The organism is Providencia sp. 21OH12SH02B-Prov (genome assembly GCF_027362595.1).
GTDB lineage: Bacteria > Pseudomonadota > Gammaproteobacteria > Enterobacterales > Enterobacteriaceae > Providencia > Providencia zhejiangensis.
The window spans coordinates 416791-437221 of the sequence record NZ_CP114796.1 but is presented as its reverse complement, the minus strand read 5'-3'; the positions used below and the strand labels follow the sequence as shown (position 1 = coordinate 437221).

Genomic DNA, 20431 nt, shown 5'->3' with positions numbered 1-20431 from the left:
AATGTTCGTCAGCTATTGCTGGCCCGATTCTAAAAGGTCGTCTTGTTCTTGGCCTAACAGCGCCAATTCCAACAATGCATAGCGGTGTTCAACAAAGCTGTGGGCGTTGTTAGCCACCGTCAGTTTGAATAACGCAGTTGCGCTATCCTTATCCCCCAGACTTAGGTAATGCTTACCTAAATAGAAGTTAGTTTCACTGAGATGCTCAGCGAGCGAAGTGTTATCCGCAGAAGTTTCTTTCAAACGCGCCATCAATGTGTTCTCACTGATATTGCCTAGATAAAACTCTACGATATTCCAGCCCCATAGCCCTTTCTCCGCGCTGTTATAACGAGCAGCCAGGTTATCCTGTGCTACACGCGGGTCTATGTCTTTCTCTACTAGATAAAGCCATAGTGTGCGAAAAGGATCATTTGGATCTATCTGATAATACGCCAGCAGATCATCCTGCGCTAATTTGTATCGGCCACCGTAATATAATGCGATGCCACGATTCATACGCGCGAAATTGTAAGTTGGATCAAGCTCTAATACAGAATCAAACGCTTCATAGGCGGCATCATAGTTGCCAGCCTGCGTAAAATATATTCCTAAAAAGTTAAAGATTTCAGGAATATCGGGACGAATAGCTAACGCTGTTGAAAAATCATTGCGCGCTAACGCCCTCAAACCGAGACTATCATACAACACTCCGCGCTCATATAAAAGCTGGGCGTATTCATCATCGGTCAAAGATCGGCTCGCAAGGATTTGTTCCATACGAGCCAATATTACTTCTTGTTGTAGTGAAGGTTGCAGAGGAACAGCAAATACCTCGTTTTTACGCCAATCTTTGTTACTGCATCCAAGGAGCACAAAAAAGATAAGCGCAGAGACCCCGCGAGTTAACGCGTTTAAGCCCCTAAACCGAAGACAGATACTGTTCAGCATACTCCGTCCTTACATTACCACTGTGTCAGCAAATTATGGCTATGCGCCCTAAAACATAGGGCGCTGTTCAGATTCAGCCTATTCTGCTGAGTCCTGCTGCTGTGCTGGAGTTTCTTCAGTCGCGACAGCTTCTTTCATGCTCAGGCGGATACGGCCTTGACGGTCGATTTCCAATACCTTAACAGGAACTTCTTGACCCATTTGCAGATAGTCAGTCACTTTCTCAACACGCTTGTCCGCGATTTGAGAAATGTGAACCAAACCTTCTTTACCGCCACCGATAGCAACAAATGCTCCGAAATCAACAATACGAGTCACTTTACCTTGGTAAATACGACCCACTTCAACTTCAGCGGTAATTTCTTCAATACGACGAATAGCTTCTTTCGCTTTTAGACCGTCGGTCGCGGCGATCTTCACTGTACCGTCATCTTCGATTTCGATGGTTGTCCCCGTTTCTTCTGTCAGTGCACGGATCACAGAACCACCTTTACCGATAACATCTTTAATCTTGTCCGGATTAATACGAATAGTATAAATACGCGGAGCAAATTCAGAGATCTCTTCGCGAGGACTGTTAATCGCTTGTTCCATTGTCCCTAAAATATGCAGACGAGCACCTTTTGCTTGGTTCAATGCCACTTGCATGATTTCGCGAGTGATACCTTCAATTTTGATGTCCATTTGCAGTGCGCTGATACCATCACGGCTACCCGCCACTTTAAAGTCCATATCACCCAAGTGGTCTTCATCACCTAGGATATCGGACAGAACAACAAAATCATCACCTTCTTTCACGAGACCCATTGCAATACCAGCAACAGCCGCTTTAATTGGAACACCAGCATCCATCAGAGCCAACGAAGCACCACAAACTGACGCCATTGATGATGAACCATTTGATTCAGTGATTTCTGATACCACACGAACAGTATATGGGAAGTCAGCATGGTCAGGCATAACAGCCAATACACCACGTTTTGCTAAACGACCATGACCAATTTCACGGCGCTTAGGTGAACCTACCATGCCCGTTTCACCGACAGAATATGGAGGGAAATTATAATGGAACAAGAAACGATCAGTATATTCGCCCATTAACTGGTCAATAACCTGTGCATCACGCTCAGTACCCAATGTTGCGGTAACCAGAGCCTGAGTTTCACCACGTGTAAACAGGGCGGAACCATGGGTACGAGGTAGAACACCCGTACGCACGTCGAGAGCACGCACCATGTCTTTCTCACGACCATCGATACGTGGCTCACCACGAATAACACGGCTACGAACAACTTGTTTTTCTAAGTTAGCCAAAATTTCAGCAACTTCAGCGACATCTACGTTTTCGTCTTCAGCAACGATAGCAGCGGTCACTTCTTCTTTAATCAAGTCAACTTGCGCATAACGCTCTTGTTTTTCAGTAATGCGGTATGCGTCGCCCATACGGCTTTCAGCCAGTGCAGCCACTTTATCACGCAGAGCTTGGTTAACTGGCTCTGGTTGCCAATCCCATTTTTCTTTGCCTGCTTCTTTAACTAATTCGTTAATCTCTTTAATGACAACTTGTTGTTGGTCATGACCAAAAACAACAGCACCTAGCATTTGCTCTTCGCTTAACAGCTCTGCTTCTGATTCAACCATCAGAACAGCACCTTCAGTGCCCGCAACAACTAAGTCGAGACGGCTTGATTTCAGCTCATCTGCTGTTGGGTTCAGAACATATTGATCATTAATGAAACCAACACGTGCCGCACCAATTGGACCATTGAAAGGAACGCCGGACAAGGCCAGTGCAGCTGAAGCACCAATCATAGCGACGATATCAGGGTTAACTTGAGGGTTAACTGAAACAACCGTTGCAATGATTTGGATTTCGTTGAGGAAACCTTCTGGGAACAGAGGACGTAGAGGACGGTCAATCAAACGAGCGATCAGTGTTTCGCCTTCGCCTGGGCGACCTTCACGACGGAAAAAGCTACCCGGGATACGACCTGCCGCATAAGAGCGCTCTTGATAGTTAACCGTCAGAGGGAAGAAATCCTGACCTTCTTTAACTTTTTTCTGAGCAACCGCAGTAACAAATACTGCTGTATCATCCATATTTACCATCACAGCCGCCGTCGCTTGACGCGCGATCATGCCAGTTTCGATGGATACAGTATGCTGACCGTATTGAAATTTACGAACAATAGGATTTAACAAAATATCACCCTTTATTTTAGGCCACCTGAGCTTCTCTAGTGGCATTGGCTTTCTCTTCCTACTACAGCCTCGCGACTAATGAGAACACTGATGTTCATATAATCAATGTTCTCATTAGCCGCGCGAATCGGTGTAGCTGAAGAGGCGTTAATAAAACAATTAATTAGGAACTATAGCTTAGCATTTAAGTTAAGTATAATTCGAGTACTACTTCAACTTTATGTATAACTTTTAGAAGAAAAGGGGCCATTTGGCCCCTTTCCACTGAAACTGACTATAGTCGTCATATTTCGAGTTGCAGCGATGTTAACTAGGCTAATTTAAGCTAGCCACATAACTCTGCGCCTAGCCTTTCAATTCACTTATTGACTAGCTGCACCTAGAATTATTTAGAGTATAGATTAGCGACGCAGACCCAGACGCTCGATCAGAGCTGTGTAACGTGCGATATCTTTACCTTTCAGGTAAGCTTGCAATCTACGACGCTGAGCAACCATACGCAGCAGACCACGACGGCTGTGGTGATCTTTTTTGTGCTCTGAAAAGTGGCTTTGCAGGTGGTTGATTTGCGCAGTTAACAGTGCGATTTGCACTTCACTTGAACCAGTGTCGTTAGCATCGCGGCCGAATTCAGCAACGATTTTTGCTTTCGCTTCAGTACTTAGAGACATAATAAACTCCAAATGTATAAATGTATGTAATGAGACCCAATCTCTAATTTAGTATCTCACAGATTAAGCGCCGCTATTCTACGCTGCTTGTAGCAGCAAAGCAATAAGCGCCGCTATGCAGATTATTCATTTTCGACAACTAAACGCCGTGGGGCAATTCGTAGGTCTTCACTGATTAATGCGATACCAATAAAACGCTGCGCTGCACCACAAGTAATACGTACCATTGTACCTTCGGCAAGTTGACCGATATCCGCCCTGACCGGCTGGCCTTGCTTGAAATAAGCAGCCGTTTCGTCGGTCAAATTAATGACTGGAAAATGAATAACCGCGGTATCCATTGGTAGCAATAAAGGATCAAGTAACGACTCGAAAGTGCCTTCACCCTCATCAACCTTCGCTCTTAGTTCGGCGAGTTGCTCCAATGTAACCATACGTTCGTATGGATAATTGGCGACTTGAACTCGACGCAAATAAATCACATGAGCACCACAGCCTAACATTTCACCTAAATCATCTATAATTGTCCGAATATAGGTGCCTTTAGAGCAGTGAATTTCCAGCTCAAGTTCATTATTTTCTAAACGAAGAAATTGCAACTCATAAACCGTTATCGGACGGGCTTCTCGTTCAACAGTGATCCCTTTTCGTGCATATTCATACAATGGACGCCCCTGATGTTTCAATGCCGAGTACATAGAGGGCACTTGTAAGGTATCACCACGAAAATGCGCTAATGCAGCGTCCAGCTGAGCCTGTGTAAACTCAACATCGCGCTCACTAATAATTTCACCATGAGAATCAGACGTATCCGTACGTTGACCCAACCGTGCAATCACACGATAGCGCTTATCTGAATCGAGTAAAAATTGAGAAAATTTGGTTGCTTCACCGAGACAAACAGGGAGCATCCCTGTTGCAAGTGGATCTAACGCACCCGTGTGACCCGCTTTATTTGCATTGAAGAAGCGCCGCACTTTTTGCAGCGCATCATTTGAAGAAATATCCGTGGGTTTATCCAGCAGCAAAACGCCATGTATATCACGGCCGCTACGACGACGCCCCATTATTTTTCCTCTTTACTATCCGCATCCGCACGACGCATTTCATCATTGCGAATCACATTCGAAACTAAGTTAGACATACGCATACCATCAACCAGTGAGCTATCGTAAGAAAACGTTAACTCAGGAATAACACGTAAGCGCATCGCTTTACCTAGCAAAGAACGAATAAAACCTGAGACTTCATTCAGAGCTTTAATGCCATCTTGCACCATTTGAGATTCATGCTCTTCATGAGAGATATTAAGGAAGGTAACAAACACCTTGCCATACGCTAAATCTCTTGAAAGCTCAACACCTGAAACCGTTGCCATTCCAATGCGGGGATCTTTAACTTCACGCTGCAAGATAATCGCAATTTCTTTTTGCATTTCTTGTGCTACGCGCTGAGAACGACTAAATTCTCTTGCCATCGTTATATCTCCTGACATTAAGGGGGGCATAAGCCCCCCAAATATACTCATCCTACTTTTAAGATGCCGTGTTGTTGACTACGCTGATTCGTCCTAATCACATACCGATGTATCTTCTTAAGCACTCATTCACTTGTCGCCTAACGGCATCCTAAATGATTTAGAATAAATATTAATCTGTAATTACAGTATATCAAAGAAATTAACCGTCAATAGAACGCTTAACTTCAATCACTTCAAAGACTTCAATCATATCGCCAACACGGACGTCATTGTAGTTCTTAACACCGATACCACATTCCATACCGTTACGTACTTCGTTGACGTCATCTTTAAAGCGACGTAATGACTCCAGCTCACCTTCGTAAATAACAACGTTATCACGTAGGACGCGGATTGGGTTATTACGCTTGATAGTACCTTCTGTCACCATACAACCTGCGATTGCACCAAATTTTGGTGACTTAAATACATCACGGACTTCGGCAAGCCCCATGATTTGCTGTTTGTATTCAGGCGCCAGCATACCGCTCATCGCTTGTTTGATCTCATCAATCAAGCTATAGATGACGGAATAGTAACGTAAGTCAACACTTTCACTCTCGATAACACGACGAGCAGATGCATCCGCACGAACGTTAAAGCCAAGAATAATCGCATTTGACGCAGCTGCCAATGTCGCGTCAGTTTCTGTGATACCACCCACGCCAGAACCGATGATTTTAATTTTCACTTCATCAGTAGACAGTTTCATCAGTGAGTCAGTAATGGCTTCACAAGTACCTTGAACATCGGTTTTCAGAACAATGTTCAATTCAGACACTTTACCGTCTTCCATGTTAGCAAACATGTTTTCCAGTTTAGATTTCTGCTGGCGAGCCAGTTTCACATCACGGAATTTACCTTGGCGATACAATGCAACTTCACGTGCTTTTTTCTCGTCACGAACAACCGTTGCTTCATCACCGGCTGACGGTACATTTGATAGGCCGAGGATTTCAACAGGCATGGATGGACCCGCAGATTGCACCTCTTTACCTAATTCGTTACGCATTGCACGAATACGGCCGTATTCAAAGCCACACAGAACGATATCGCCTTTGTTAAGCGTCCCTTCTTGAACAAGGATAGTCGCAACTGGACCACGTCCTTTATCAAGATAAGACTCAACAACCACACCGCTTGCCATACCTGCATAAACCGCTTTCAGTTCTAATACTTCAGCTTGCAGCAAGATAGCATCGAGCAGGTCATCAATACCCGTTCCTTTTTTCGCTGATACACTGATAAATTGTGTATCACCACCCCAATCTTCAGAAATAACGCCGTATTGTGACAGCTCATTTCTAACGCGATCTGGGTCAGCTTCTGGTTTATCAATTTTGTTCACAGCAACAACAATTGGCACACCCGCCGCTTTCGCGTGTTGGATGGCTTCAATCGTTTGTGGCATCACGCCATCATCTGCTGCAACAACCAGAACAACGATATCCGTTGCCTGTGCACCACGAGCACGCATTGACGTAAACGCGGCGTGACCAGGGGTGTCTAAGAAGGTAATCATACCTTTGTCTGTCTGCACATGGTAAGCACCAATGTGCTGGGTGATACCACCCGCTTCACCAGAAGCAACTTTGGTCGAACGAATATAGTCAAGTAGCGACGTTTTACCATGGTCAACGTGACCCATGATAGTGACGACAGGTGCACGAGGTTCTTCACCCGCTGAACCTGTATCACGATCGTTCATTACCGCTTCTTCTAGCTCGTTTTCACGGCGAAGGATAACTTTGTGCCCCATTTCTTCTGCAACCAGTTGTGCAGTTTCTTGGTCAATGACTTGGTTGATAGTCGCCATCGCGCCCATCTTCATCATTGTTTTAATCACTTGTGAGCCTTTAACGGCCATTTTATTCGCCAGTTCACCGACAGTGATCGTTTCGCCGATAACAACATCACGGTTAACTGCTGCGGCTGGCTTATTAAAGCTTTGTTGCAGTGAGCTACCTTTACGTTGTTTACCTTTGACACGATTAGAGCGACCCACAGCGCGTTCTTCTTCGCGATCAGCCTTCTCAGAAAGTTTATTCCCTTTCTTCTGGCGAGGCGCTTTAGCGCTACGGTTACGAGAACGACGGCCTTCTTCTTTCTCGTCGTTTTCATCTTCCGCGGCACGAGCATGACGAGAAGTTGTCGTGTGATAATCACTATCATCGTCGACTTTGGAATCATTATTCCACTTATCGTTATTTTCTTCTGCCATTTTGCGGGCTTCTTCAGCTACACGTCTCGCTTCAGCTTCAACTTTACGCTGGGTTTCTTCTTCAACTTTACGTTTCAGAGCCGCAGCTTCAGCTTCACGGCGCTGTTTTTCAGAGTTGTTTTCACCGGCTTTGCCAGCTTTTTGATGATTTTCGCTTGGTTTCACTTTTTCTCTTTCCGCTACTTCGCGCGTAGCTTTTTCAGCTGCTTCACGTTTTGCTTTCTCTTCGGCCTCGCGCTTTGCTTCTGCTTCACGTTTCGCATTTTCTTCTGCAATACGTTTTGCTTCTGCTTCGCGTTTGGCCAGTTCTTCAGCTTCGCGCCGTGCTTGCTCTTCCGCTTCACGCTTCGCCTGCTCTTCCGCTTGCGCTTGCTCAGCGTCGCGGTTCACATAAGTGCGTTTTTTGCGGACTTCTACATTTACCGATTTGCTCTTACCACCGGTGACTGGAACACTCAACGTACTACGCGTTTTACGTTGTAGTGTTAACTTACTTGGCTGACCCGCAGAACCGCCTTGTTCACGATTCAAATGGCCCAGCAATGTCTCTTTTTCTGACTGACTAACAGAGTCATTCTCACCTTTTTTGATCCCTGCTTCAGCAAATTGCTGTATCAGGCGTTCAACTGTGGTTTGAATTTCTGCTGCCAATGATTTTACAGTTTCTGTCATGCCGTTCCTTCCTGCTACAGTGTTTACGCATCGTTACCGAACCAGCAAATATTACGTGCGGCCATGATGAGTGCACCTGCTTTCTCACCATCCAGACCTTCAATATCAATAAGGTCGTCGATGCCCTGCTCAGCAAGATCTTCCAGTGTACAGATACCGCGAGTAGCCAAATTATAGGCCAAAGTATTATCCATACCTTCCAGATTTAATAAATCTTCTGCTGGCTGATTATCACCTAGGCTCTCTTTTTGAGCCAATTCAATTGTGGTAAGGGCCGCTTTCGCTCTTTCACGTAGAACTTCAACAGTTTCTTCATCTAAACCGTCAATTTCCAGAAGCTCTTTGATAGGCACGTAGGCCAGTTCTTCTAACGTCGAGAAGCCTTCTTCAACAAGTGCAGTGGCGAACTCTTCATCAATATCAAGATGCTTGGTGAATGTGTCAATAGAAGCATGTGCTTCTGCCTGATGTTTTGCATTCAGCTCTTCTGCGGTCATGACATTCAGTTCCCATTTGTCATCACCACGGTGTTTTTTCAGTAATTGTGCCGCCAAACGAACGTTTTGACCATTACGGCCGATCGCTTGAGCTAAATTACTGCTTTCTACGGCAACATCCATTGTACATTTGTCTTCATCGACCACAATAGATGCCACATCAGCCGGAGCCATTGCATTAATCACGAATTGAGCTGGGTTATCATCCCATAACACAATATCAATTCGCTCGCCGCCTAACTCACTAGAAACCGCTTGAACTCGCGCACCACGCATACCAACACAAGCACCGACTGGATCAATACGCTTATCGTTAGTTTTTACTGCAATCTTGGCACGAGAACCGGGATCACGAGCAGCAGCTTTGATTTCAATAATTTCTTCACCGATTTCTGGCACTTCAATGCGGAATAGTTCAATCAGCATTTCAGGGCGAGAACGGGTCACAAAAAGTTGCGCACCGCGTGCTTCAGGACGGACATCATACAGCACACCACGAATTCGGTCACCTGGACGGAAATTTTCACGCGGTAACATATCTTCACGTAAGATAACGGCTTCAGCATTATTGCCAAGATCTAACGTAATATTTTCACGATTAACTTTTTTAACTTGAGCAGTGATGATTTCGCCTTGCTGCTCACGGAACTGGTCAACGACCATTGCACGTTCAGCTTCACGAACTTTCTGAACGATAACTTGTTTTGCTGTTTGTGTTGTAATACGGTCAAACGCAACAGATTCAATCTGATCTTCAACGTATTCGCCCAGTTGAAATTCTGGGTTTTCAAATTGTGCAGCTTCCAGCGTAATTTCACGCGTTGGCATAGTAACATCTTCAACAATTAACCAACGACGAAAAGTGTCAAAATCACCAGATTTACGATCAATCGCTACACGAACGTCGATTTCTTGTTCATATTTCTTTTTGGTTGCTGTCGCTAGTGCTGTTTCCAGAGCCTCGAATATTTTTTCACGAGGGAGGGATTTTTCGTTAGAAACCGCTTCTACAACAGCCAGAATTTCTTTGTTCATCCTAGTTGCCTCATTGAACTTAATTAAAAGTGGGGTACCAAGTTAGCTTTCTGGATGTTGCCAAGGGCGAACACTTCATCCTTACCATCCACAGTAACCGTTATCATTTCACCTTCGACGGCTTTAATAATGCCTTGCCATCTACGGCGGTTCTGCATCGCTATGCGTAAAGTCAGTGCCACCTCTTCACCGACAAAACGCTCATAATGGGCGACAGTGAATAGCGGGCGCTCTAGCCCTGGTGACGATATTTCTAGGTTATAGACCACAGAGATTGGATCTTCGACATCCAACACTGCACTCACCTGATGGCTGACATCAGCACAATCATCAACAGTGATGCCTTCTTCACTATCGATGAAAACACGCAATGTCGATGTACGCGCACGGACAAACTCTAAGCCTACAAATTCAAAGCCAAGTGCTTCCACCGGTGCTGAAATCATCTCTGTCAATTTTTGTTCTAATGTGGACAAGCCCACCCCCAGACATAAAAAAAGGGCTATAAAAGCCCAGTTAATTCGATTGTCAAATAACAAAAAACCCCGAAATTTCGGGGCTTTATGAAACTGGACCCTGTAGTGCCAACGGGTTCTACCATGTTCTTAGTATATCTTTAAAATCTAGATAAATCGATGAGAAATTCCGATAAATACATCTGACAAGATATGCTGACTAAGAATTGGTTGCGGGAGCCGGATTTGAACCGACGACCTTCGGGTTATGAGCCCGACGAGCTACCAAGCTGCTCCATCCCGCGTTCGAAAACGTGACATATTCTACACAAATAACTCGTATAGCACAAGTTATCTAAATAATGGTGCCGAGGACGGGACTTGAACCCGTACGCCCGTTTTGTAGGCACTACCACCTCAAGGTAGCGTGTATACCAATTTCACCACCTCGGCACTGAGGCGAGGTTATTCATTTATTAATAAACAATAACCTCAAATTCTTTATTTTGATGATGGCTAAAGGCCTTCATCCGGAATCTTTAACACTTAACGAGGAATATCACTCGTTGGTGTAGCTGGTGCTGCCGGAACGTCTGTTGGTTGCTCGACTTTTGCCGGTTCACTGATGTTTTCCCACTTACTACCAGTTCCATATTTGTTGGCAGTCATGTTGCCAAGAATCAAACTGATAATGAAAAACGCAGCAGCCAAGATTCCAGTCATACGAGTCATGAAGTTACCAGAACCCGATGAACCAAACAGTGTTGCAGATGCACCCGCACCGAATGACGCACCCATGTCAGCACCTTTACCTTGTTGCAACATGATCAGACCAATAAGGCCGATAGCTACCAACAAGAAAACAATTAAAAGAGCTATGTACATTCGAGTTACCTATTCAGTTGCGGCACATAGTGTTACCACTATGACCTAAAGTACTGCACACCTACTCATTTTACCTTTCAGGAAGACCTTTACAGGATTGAGCAGGTGCGAATACTAACCAAAGCTGAGCAGACAAGCAAGCCAAATTTTATTTCTGCGGTTTATTTGCGGAAAAAAACAGCAAATAAGTCAAACGGCTTGCCACTTTGTCATGCTTTCAGCGAGTCCCTTATTTTTAAACAGCATATATGCTGAATGTGATTAACCTTCAGCTTTGACAGCGTCAGCAATACGATTTGCCATGGCTAAAACTTCAGCTTCATTTTCGCCTTCCACCATAACACGAATCAGTGGTTCAGTTCCTGATTTTCTCAGTAACACACGGCCTTTACCTGCCAATTCCTTCTCCACTTGCTCATTCGCCGCCAATACCGCTTCACTTTGCAGTGGATCATGGGAACCAGAAAAACGCACGTTGACCAAGACTTGAGGAAGTAATTTCATTCCACTACAGAGATCATGCAGGCTCATTTGGTTACGTACCATCGCACTCAATACTTGCAAACCAGCAACAATACCATCTCCTGTTGTCGTCTTATCTAATAAGATAATATGACCTGAGTTTTCAGCTCCCATACGCCAGCCTTTTTCTTGAAGCTTCTCAAGGACATAACGGTCACCTACTTTTGCACGTTCAAACGGAATACCGAGCTGTTTCAGCGCAATCTCTAACCCCATATTACTCATTAGTGTGCCAACAACGCCACCTTTTAGCTGACCTTGACGTAAGGCTTCACGTGCGATGATATACAGGATTTGGTCACCATCGACTTTGTTACCTTCATGGTCAACCATAATTAAACGGTCACCATCACCATCAAACGCCAAGCCAACATCCGCTTTTTCTGCTAAAACACGCTCTTGCAGCATGCGTACGTCGGTAGCACCGCATTTTTCATTAATGTTAATGCCATTAGGCTCGCAGCCAATTGCGATCACTTCCGCGCCTAATTCACGAAAAACATTCGGTGCAATGTGATAAGTGGCACCATTCGCGCAATCAATAACCACTTTTAAGCTAGATAGACTTTGCTCACTTGGGAAGGTGCCCTTACAAAATTCAATGTAACGCCCTGCCGCATCAACGATACGATTTGCACGACCTAATTCAGCTGACTCGACACAAGTGATCGGCTTTTCCATTTCTGCTTCTATCGCTTCTTCGACTTCATCAGGTAATTTTGTACCATCAATAGAGAAGAATTTAATACCATTGTCATCATATGGGTTATGAGAAGCGGAGATAACGATACCTGCTTCAGCACGGAAAGTTCGAGTAAGGTAAGCAACGGCAGGGGTTGGCATTGGACCTGTGAATGAAGCAGATAATCCTGCCGCCGCCAAGCCAGCCTCTAAAGATGACTCCAACATATAACCAGAGATACGCGTATCTTTACCAATAATAATTTTCCGTGAACCATGGCGCGCAAGGACTTTTCCTGCTGCCCAACCTAATTTTAAGACAAAATCAGGCGTGATTGGGCTATCACCCACTTTGCCACGAATACCATCGGTACCAAAAAATTTACGGTTACTCATACGCTAACTTTTCCTTTTCTGACAGAGTCATCTGAACGATCTGCATTGCTTGAACGGTTTCTTTGACATCATGCACACGAATAATTTGTGCACCTTTCATTGCGGCAATTGTCGCGCAAGCAACACTTCCCACAAGCCGTTCTTGTGGTGGAACATTCAATAAGTTTCCAATCATAGATTTACGAGACATGCCTGCCAATAGCGGTAGTCCGAAATCATGAAACTGATCCAAATTTGCCAATAGCTGGTAATTATGCTGCAAATTTTTGCCAAAACCAAAACCTGGATCGAGTATTATCTGTTGCCTATCAATTCCTGCCGCGACACAGCGCTCAATTTCAGTATTAAAATATTCTTTAACTTCTCTTACCACATTTTCATAATTAGGCGCGTCCTGCATGGTTCGTGGTTGACCTTGCATATGCATAATACACACAGGTAAACCACTTTGAGCCGCAACTTCGAGGCTACCCTCTTCATGTAATGAGCGGATATCATTGATTAAGTGCATGCCTGCTTTTGCCGCCTCTGACATGACTTCTGCTTTTGAGGTATCAACAGAAATCCAGACATCAAATCGTTTTGCGATTGCTTCAACAATAGGAATGACTCTATCGAGTTCTTCGTTAATCGAAACATCGGCAGCACCGGGACGGGTCGATTCACCGCCGATATCGATAATCGATGCTCCTTCATTAACCATTTTAGCGGCATGCTCGAGTGCATCATGATAACGATTATGAGTGCCACCGTCTGAAAATGAGTCAGGAGTAACATTCAAAATCCCCATCACCTTGGGAGCCGACAAATCAAGTTCACAACCTTTCGCTCTGATTTTCATTCGTTATCTCACCTTAACGTAAAAAACCCCAGAGACCTGGGGTTTTTCTATATAGATTTCACGATAGCTTACTGAGGTTTGTTATCGTTTGTATTATCTGGTGAATGCGATCCACCTTCACTGTCTTTTGGTTCTTCAGATTGTTGAGGTTTTTCCGTATTGATTTCAGGCTTTGATGCGCTTGCACCAGTACCAAAGGAACCCGTTACGTTACTTACCTTTTTATCTTCATCCCAACCTGCTGGCTCACGCACTGGACGTCGATTCATCAGATCATCAATCTGAGGCATATCGATAGTTTCATATTTCAACAATGCATCTTTAGTTGCATGCAAAATATCAATATTGTCTGTTAACGTTTTATAAGCCAACTGATAACAGTGGTCTAAGATAATTTTAATTTCTTCATCGACAATGCGAGCGGTTTCATCAGAAATGCCAGAACCATTACCAGAAGAACGACCTAAGAACGCTGGACCTTCCTCTTTAGAATACTGCATTGGACCTAAACGATCTGAGAAGCCCCATTGTGTGACCATGTTACGTGCTAAGTTTGTCGCAAACTGAATATCAGATGACGCACCGGTTGTGACTTTTTCACGACCATAAATCAACTCTTCTGCGATACGACCCGCATATGCCGTTGCAATCATCCCTTCCAGTTTTAGGCGGCTACGGCTGACTTCATCCCCTTCAGGTAAGAAGAAGGCCACACCGAGCGCTTGTCCACGAGGAACAATAGTCACCTTATGAACAGGGTCATGTTCAGGCATTAAGTGACCAACAATCATATGCCCACCTTCATGATAGGCGGTTGATTCTTTTTGTTCTTCCGTCATCATCAGAGAACGACGCTCAGCACCCATCCAAATTTTGTCACGCGCTTTTTCAAACTCAACCATCGAAACAACACGTTTATTTGCACGAGCGGCGAATAAAGCGGCTTCGTTAACTAAGTTTGCTAACTCAGCACCCGAGAAACCCGGTGTCGCACGAGCTAAGATAAAGGTATCAACACTTGGGTCGATAGGAACACGACGAATATGAACTTTTAAAATTTGTTCACGACCACGAACATCCGGTAGTCCAACAACAACCTGACGGTCGAAACGGCCTGGACGCAATAATGCAGGGTCAAGAACATCAGCACGGTTGGTCGCAGCAATAACGATAATCCCTTCATTGCCTTCGAAACCATCCATTTCAACCAACATTTGGTTCAATGTCTGTTCACGCTCATCGTGACCACCACCTAAACCGGCACCACGTTGACGACCTACAGCATCGATTTCATCGATGAAAATAATACAAGGCGCGGCTTTTTTCGCTTGTTCAAACATATCACGAACACGAGATGCACCAACACCCACAAACATTTCAACGAAATCAGAGCCTGAGATGGTAAAGAAGGGGACTTTTGCTTCACCAGCAATGGCTTTAGCAAGCAACGTCTTACCCGTACCTGGAGGGCCTACCATCAAAACGCCTTTAGGAATTTTACCACCCAGCTTTTGGAAACGAGCAGGTTCACGGAGGAAATCAACGATTTCACCGACTTCTTCTTTTGCTTCATCACAACCTGCAACATCCGCAAAAGTTGTTTTGATTTGATCTTCCGTCAGCATTCTAGCTTTGCTTTTACCGAATGACATCGCTCCCTTACCGCCACCACCTTGCATTTGGCGCATAAAGAAGATCCAGACACCGATTAGCAGAAGCATTGGGAACCAGGAAATAAAGATAGTTTGCAGAAAGCTAGGTTCTTCTGGTGGCTCACCAACGACAGTTACGTGCTTATTTAGTAGCGTGTCTAACAGCTTCTCGTCCTGCATAGGAAGATAAGTTGTATAGCGGCTATTATCAGCTTTTCTGACGTTTAATTCACGACCTGTGATACGAACTTCACGTACCTGATCCTGGGCTAACTCATTGATAAACGTAGAATAATCAACTCTGCGATTATTCGAATCGCTTGGGCCAAAACTCTGGAACAAGGACATCAGAACAACTGCGATGACTAACCAGAGAATCAGGTTTTTCGCCATGTCACTCAAGGGATTAACCTCATATTACAACTGTGTTAACAAATAACGTTCAGGGTACTACAGTTTTAGCCCTGTCGCTACAATGTATACTTCACGCGATCGTGCCCGCGAAGATTCGGGTTTACGAACTTTTACCTTCGTAAATAGGGAGCGGATATCCCTGAGGTACTCGTCAAAGCCTTCTCCCTGAAACACTTTAACAATAAAACTTCCCCCAGGTGCCAGCACAGCACGGCACATATCCAATGCTAACTCAACCAGATACATCGATCGAGGTATATCGACCGCGGGAGTCCCACTCATATTGGGAGCCATGTCAGACATGACTACCTGGACTTTTTTATCACCAACCCGCTCTAACAATGCTGCCAACACTGCTTCTTCACGAAAATCCCCTTGAAGGAAATCAACGCCGACAATCGGGTCCATAGGTAAAATATCACAAGCAATCACCCGGCCATTATTGCCTATTTGGCTGACAACATACTGTGACCAACCTCCGGGTGCTGCCCCCAAATCAACAACGGTCATGCCTGGTTTAAAAATTTTATCACCTTGCTGGATTTCATCCAGTTTAAACCATGCACGTGAGCGAAGCCCTTTCTTTTGTGCTTGCTGAACATATTTATCACTAAAATGTTCTTGCAACCAGCGACTTGAGCTTGCCGAACGTTTTTTATTGGCCATTGCATTTTCCAACTATACTAATAGAACACATCTATCCCCACTATTTTTCAAACTACATGACTATTCATCACTTCACAGACATGTAACACGAATTATTTTGGGTATTCATTGTTACTTCTTTACCATCCGACAGAGATTAATTGATGGTGATAGATATCAGATGGCGGTAGAATAAGCCATTTTCAATACTAACGAAGTAAAAAATCGATGAATCTTAACAAAAAACAAATCCAGCACCTGAAAAGCCTTGCTCATCACTTAAACCCAGTTGTTATGATTGGCAACAATGGATTAACTGAAGGCGTATTAGCAGAGATTGAACTTTCATTAGCTCATCATGAGCTTATCAAAGTCAAAATCGCAGGCGAAGATCGCGAAACTAAAAATTTGATCGCGGCGGCAATCGTTCGCGAAACGGGTGCTGCTAATGTACAAATTATAGGCAAGATACTTGTTCTCTACCGTCCATCGGCTGAGCGCAAAATTATTTTACCTAAATAATCACCCTTAATTTATATAAAAATGCCATTGAAGGCAGCTTTTATATGAAGAAAAAGGCCGCTAGCGGCCTTTTTCGCTAATACAGTAAAATAATATAACCAATTCAGTGAAATAGGAATCAGATATACTCAACTTTAAGAATTTCGAACTCAACATCACCGCCTGGGGTTTTAATCACAACCACATCATCGAGTTCTTTACCTATCAACCCGCGTGCAATCGGTGAATTGACAGAGATTAGATTAATTTTAATATCTGCTTCATCATCACCCACAATACGGTAAGTCAGTTCTTCATCTGTATCAACATTCAGAACAGTTACTGTTGCACCAAAGATCACACGACCATTATTTGCCATTTTAGTGACATCAATCACCTGAGCATGGGAAAGCTTTGATTCGATTTCTTGAATTCGACCTTCACAGAAACCCTGTTGTTCGCGCGCAGCATGATATTCTGCGTTTTCTTTCAAGTCACCGTGTTCACGAGCTTCGGCAATTGCTGCAATAATTTCCGGGCGGCGGACAGATTTAAGATGATCGAGCTCTTCTCGTAATTTATCTGCACCCAATACCGTCATTGGAATCTGTTTCATTGATAAATACCTCTGTTTCAATCCTATCTAAAAATAAGTATCTTCCTGATTTTTGTAACAACAGCACACTACCCCCCGTAAGAAAAAAGGGGGCGTTCGAACAATACACAGGCCGTGAATGACTCTTTAGTAACCATTCACACACTTATCTTATCACAATGCTTGCCATTCTAACGTAGAGTTAATAGCGGGTCATCGTTTACTTTTTCAGGCATTACACTTTAGTATGTACAGTATGTCTACCCTAATGCGTGAAATTTATGCCGTTATTAACACTCACCAGAAAATGGATCATCACTTTAGGACTTGTTTTGGCGACAGGACAAGCAGTTGCTATTCCGATTGATGATTATAAACAATATTTACCCGATGGTACTAACCTCGCTCTGGTTGCGCAAAAAGTCGGTAGCGATACGCCTATTATTGATTACAACGCACAGCAAATGGCACTGCCTGCTAGTACTCAAAAAGTCGTTACTGCACTCGCTGCACTTTTACAGCTTGGCCCTGATTACCGTTTTGTGACCAACTTTGAAACGGACGCCAAATTAAGTGGTAATACATTAACGGGCGATCTTGTTATCCGCTTTAGTGGCGATCCAACGCTCACTCGCCAGCAGATTCGCAATATGGTGAATGCATTAAGGCAGTTGGGGATCCACAAAATAGAGGGGGATCTCATTGTCGATATTTCGGCATTTACCAGCCATGATAAAGCGCCAGGCTGGGTGTGGAACGATATGACACAATGCTTCAGTGCGCCCCCTGCTGCGGCTATTATCGATAGAAACTGTTTTTCGGTCTCACTTTACCCCGCCCAGAAAGCGGGTGATATGGCCTATATCAAGGCTGCGAGTTTCTACCCCGTTAATATGTTTAGTGAAGTCAAAACATTAGCCCCAGGCGCTCCTGAAGGTCGCTATTGTGAACTTGACGTCGTGCCGGGCGAGTTAAATCGTTATACCTTAACAGGGTGCCTAGCTCAACGCAGTGAACCTCTACCACTCGCGTTTGCTGTACAAAATGGGGCTAGCTATTCTGGCGCTATTGTTAAAAATGAACTACAAAATGCAGACATTGAATTAACCGGTCATGTGAAAAAACGTACGCTACCAACAGCGCCATCACAGGTTTTAGTCAAAACGGAATCACAGCCACTGCATGATCTGCTCAAAGTCATGCTGAAAAAATCTGACAACATGATTGCTGATACCGTATTTCGTACTATCGGGCGTGACTATTATGGTGTCCCCGGAACATGGCGCTCCGGCTCCGATGCGGTTAGACAGATTTTAAAGCAGAAGGCAGGCATTGATTTAGGAAACACCGTGATGGTCGATGGCTCAGGCTTATCACGCCATAACCTAATTACGCCTGCAACTATGATGGAAATTTTACAGTTTATTGCCAAAAATGATCAGCAACTTGATTTTATTTCGATGCTGCCTCTTGCAGGACACGATGGCACGTTACGCTATCGTGGTGGGTTAGATGAAGCGGGCGTCAATGGCAAAGTTTCAGCAAAAACAGGTGCGTTACAAGGAGTCTATAACCTTGCTGGCTTTATAACTACTGCCAGTGGTCAACGAGTCGCCTTTGTACAATTTATTTCTGCCTATGCAGTACCACAGAATCAACAACGTAGTCGACGTGTTCCTTTGGTGCGTTTTGAAAGCAGACTCTATAAAGATCTTTTCCAAAAAAATTGATCACCTAACATGATCAAGACAAATAAAAAGGCGCGGTAATAAGCATCCGCGCCTTTTTCATATCAGTCGATTGACTTATTTTTGATAGATGATTTCGACACCTTCGTCATCATCTTCATCCCAATCGTCATCCCAATCATCCAGATCTTCGGCACCCTCTAGTTGCTCTTTGTGGTAGTCATCCCACATAAATTCAACTTTTTCAGGTTGTTTTTCATCTTCAGTGACGGCCATATCACGTGGTTGAGTTTCCATAAACTCCATGATATCCCAGCACAGGGCTTTTACGCCTTCATGATTCACCGCAGAGATCATGTAGTATTTGTCTTCCCAGCCCATGGCTTTGGCAATTTCAGCCGCACGCTTAGCAGACTCTTCAGGGCCAAGAATGTCGACTTTGTTAAAGACCAACCAGCGTGGTTTTTCAGCGAGTTTTTCACTGTATTTTTCGAGTTCGCTAATAATGATCTTCGCATTTTCTACTGGATCAGATTCATCAATTGGGCAAATGTCGATTAAATGCAATAAAACACGACAACGCTCTAGGTGCTTAAGGAAACGGATCCCTAGACCTGCGCCTTCAGCTGCCCCCTCGATCAATCCAGGAATATCTGCAACCACAAAGCTTTTTTCGTTATCCATCCGTACGACACCGAGACTTGGCACTAAGGTGGTGAATGGATAATCTGCAACTTTTGGCTTTGCAGCTGATACAGAGCGAATAAAGGTAGACTTACCTGCATTCGGCATCCCTAACATACCGACATCTGCCAAGAGCATTAATTCTAACATCAGTTCACGCGTTTCACCTGGAGTACCCATCGTGCGTTGACGTGGTGCACGGTTAACTGAAGATTTAAAACGGGTGTTACCTAGGCCATGAAAACCGCCCTTAGCAACCATTTGACGCTGTTCATGGCGCGTCATATCACCCAGTACCTCACCGGTACCAAGATCGCGTATACGCGTTCCTACAGGGACTTTAATCGTGATATCTTGACCACGCTTACCGGTACAGTCACGGCTTTGTCCATTTTGCCCACGCTCAGCGCGGAAAGATTTTTCAAAGCGATAATCGATGAGTGTATTGAGGTTCTCATCTGCTTGCAGGTAAACGTCACCGCCGTCACCGCCGTCACCGCCGTCAGGTCCACCTTTTGGAATATATTTTTCACGACGGAAGCTGACACAACCATTGCCGCCATCTCCCGCCACAACCAAAATCTTGGCTTCATCTACAAATTTCATAATTCTTTCTCCGTATGATAGCCATTATAGTGCTGGATGGCCGCGTTACCCAGAGATGGCGTATTTTGAATATAAAAAGCCCCGCAAAAAGTTTTTGCAGGGCTTTAATTCGAATTAAA

General features: G+C 44.3%; 17 protein-coding genes and 2 tRNA genes. 2 read left to right on the top strand and 17 right to left on the bottom strand.

The features are described from left to right. Window positions 1-12: 12 nt before the first annotated feature. From nlpI to rlmE, 15 genes are all read right to left on the bottom strand, one after another. Window positions 13-930, bottom strand: a complete 918-nt coding sequence (gene nlpI, locus O7C57_RS02090; RefSeq protein WP_154622843.1) for a lipoprotein NlpI — start codon at window positions 928-930, stop codon at window positions 13-15. A 78-nt stretch (window positions 931-1008) separates the two neighbouring features. Next, window positions 1009-3132, bottom strand: a complete 2124-nt coding sequence (pnp, locus tag O7C57_RS02085; protein WP_154622844.1) for a polyribonucleotide nucleotidyltransferase — start codon at window positions 3130-3132, stop codon at window positions 1009-1011. A gap of 401 nt (window positions 3133-3533) precedes the next feature. Continuing rightward, window positions 3534-3803 carry a 30S ribosomal protein S15 gene (gene rpsO, locus O7C57_RS02080; RefSeq protein WP_154622845.1) on the bottom strand — a complete coding sequence of 90 codons (270 nt, stop codon included), beginning with the start codon at window positions 3801-3803 and terminating at the stop codon, window positions 3534-3536. Window positions 3804-3925: 122 nt separating this feature from the next. After that, entirely contained in the window at window positions 3926-4870 is a 945-nt protein-coding gene (gene truB, locus O7C57_RS02075; protein ID WP_154622846.1) for a tRNA pseudouridine(55) synthase TruB, read from the bottom strand. After that, window positions 4870-5280, bottom strand: coding sequence for a 30S ribosome-binding factor RbfA (gene rbfA, locus O7C57_RS02070; RefSeq protein ID WP_269723541.1), 411 nt, complete (start codon window positions 5278-5280; stop codon window positions 4870-4872). Before rbfA ends, truB begins: the two co-directional genes overlap by 1 nt. Window positions 5281-5482: 202 nt before the next feature. After that, on the bottom strand, window positions 5483-8215 hold the full coding sequence (gene infB, locus O7C57_RS02065; RefSeq protein ID WP_154622848.1) for a translation initiation factor IF-2: 2733 nt from the start codon (window positions 8213-8215) through the stop codon (window positions 5483-5485). A 23-nt stretch (window positions 8216-8238) separates the two neighbouring features. Further along, entirely contained in the window at window positions 8239-9747 is a 1509-nt protein-coding gene (gene nusA, locus O7C57_RS02060; protein WP_154622849.1) for a transcription termination factor NusA, read from the bottom strand. A gap of 23 nt (window positions 9748-9770) precedes the next feature. Beyond that, complete coding sequence (rimP, locus tag O7C57_RS02055) at window positions 9771-10223, bottom strand: ribosome maturation factor RimP (RefSeq protein ID WP_014657325.1); 453 nt, start codon at window positions 10221-10223, stop codon at window positions 9771-9773. A 207-nt stretch (window positions 10224-10430) separates the two neighbouring features. Beyond that, window positions 10431-10507 (bottom strand) — tRNA-Met (locus O7C57_RS02050). Between the two features lie 58 nt (window positions 10508-10565). After that, window positions 10566-10655 (bottom strand) — tRNA-Leu (locus tag O7C57_RS02045). Between the two features lie 93 nt (window positions 10656-10748). Beyond that, complete coding sequence (secG, locus tag O7C57_RS02040) at window positions 10749-11087, bottom strand: preprotein translocase subunit SecG (protein ID WP_154622850.1); 339 nt, start codon at window positions 11085-11087, stop codon at window positions 10749-10751. Between the two features lie 261 nt (window positions 11088-11348). Then, window positions 11349-12686, bottom strand: a complete 1338-nt coding sequence (gene glmM / locus O7C57_RS02035) for a phosphoglucosamine mutase (protein ID WP_154622851.1) — start codon at window positions 12684-12686, stop codon at window positions 11349-11351. After that, a complete protein-coding gene (folP, locus tag O7C57_RS02030) occupies window positions 12679-13527 on the bottom strand; it encodes a dihydropteroate synthase (RefSeq protein WP_154622852.1) in 849 nt (282 codons plus the stop codon). Before folP ends, glmM begins: the two co-directional genes overlap by 8 nt. A 68-nt stretch (window positions 13528-13595) precedes the next feature. Then, window positions 13596-15572, bottom strand: a complete 1977-nt coding sequence (ftsH, locus tag O7C57_RS02025) for an ATP-dependent zinc metalloprotease FtsH (protein WP_154622853.1) — start codon at window positions 15570-15572, stop codon at window positions 13596-13598. 57 nt (window positions 15573-15629) lie between these two features. Beyond that, window positions 15630-16259, bottom strand: a complete 630-nt coding sequence (rlmE, locus tag O7C57_RS02020) for a 23S rRNA (uridine(2552)-2'-O)-methyltransferase RlmE (RefSeq protein WP_154622854.1) — start codon at window positions 16257-16259, stop codon at window positions 15630-15632. Between the two features lie 207 nt (window positions 16260-16466). Here rlmE and yhbY point away from each other — a divergent pair, with 207 nt between their 5' ends. Further along, window positions 16467-16760, top strand: a complete 294-nt coding sequence (yhbY, locus tag O7C57_RS02015; RefSeq protein ID WP_154622855.1) for a ribosome assembly RNA-binding protein YhbY — start codon at window positions 16467-16469, stop codon at window positions 16758-16760. A gap of 118 nt (window positions 16761-16878) precedes the next feature. Here yhbY and greA read toward each other — a convergent pair whose 3' ends face one another. Next, window positions 16879-17355: a transcription elongation factor GreA gene (greA, locus tag O7C57_RS02010; RefSeq protein WP_154622856.1), complete on the bottom strand. Its 477-nt coding sequence runs from the start codon at window positions 17353-17355 to the stop codon at window positions 16879-16881. A 260-nt stretch (window positions 17356-17615) separates the two neighbouring features. Between greA and dacB the strand changes: the two genes are divergently transcribed. Beyond that, complete coding sequence (gene dacB / locus O7C57_RS02005) at window positions 17616-19064, top strand: serine-type D-Ala-D-Ala carboxypeptidase (RefSeq protein ID WP_154622857.1); 1449 nt, start codon at window positions 17616-17618, stop codon at window positions 19062-19064. A 75-nt stretch (window positions 19065-19139) separates the two neighbouring features. Here the strand turns inward: dacB and cgtA are convergent, their stop codons facing one another. After that, window positions 19140-20312, bottom strand: a complete 1173-nt coding sequence (gene cgtA / locus O7C57_RS02000) for an Obg family GTPase CgtA (protein ID WP_154622858.1) — start codon at window positions 20310-20312, stop codon at window positions 19140-19142. Window positions 20313-20431: the final 119 nt, after the last annotated feature.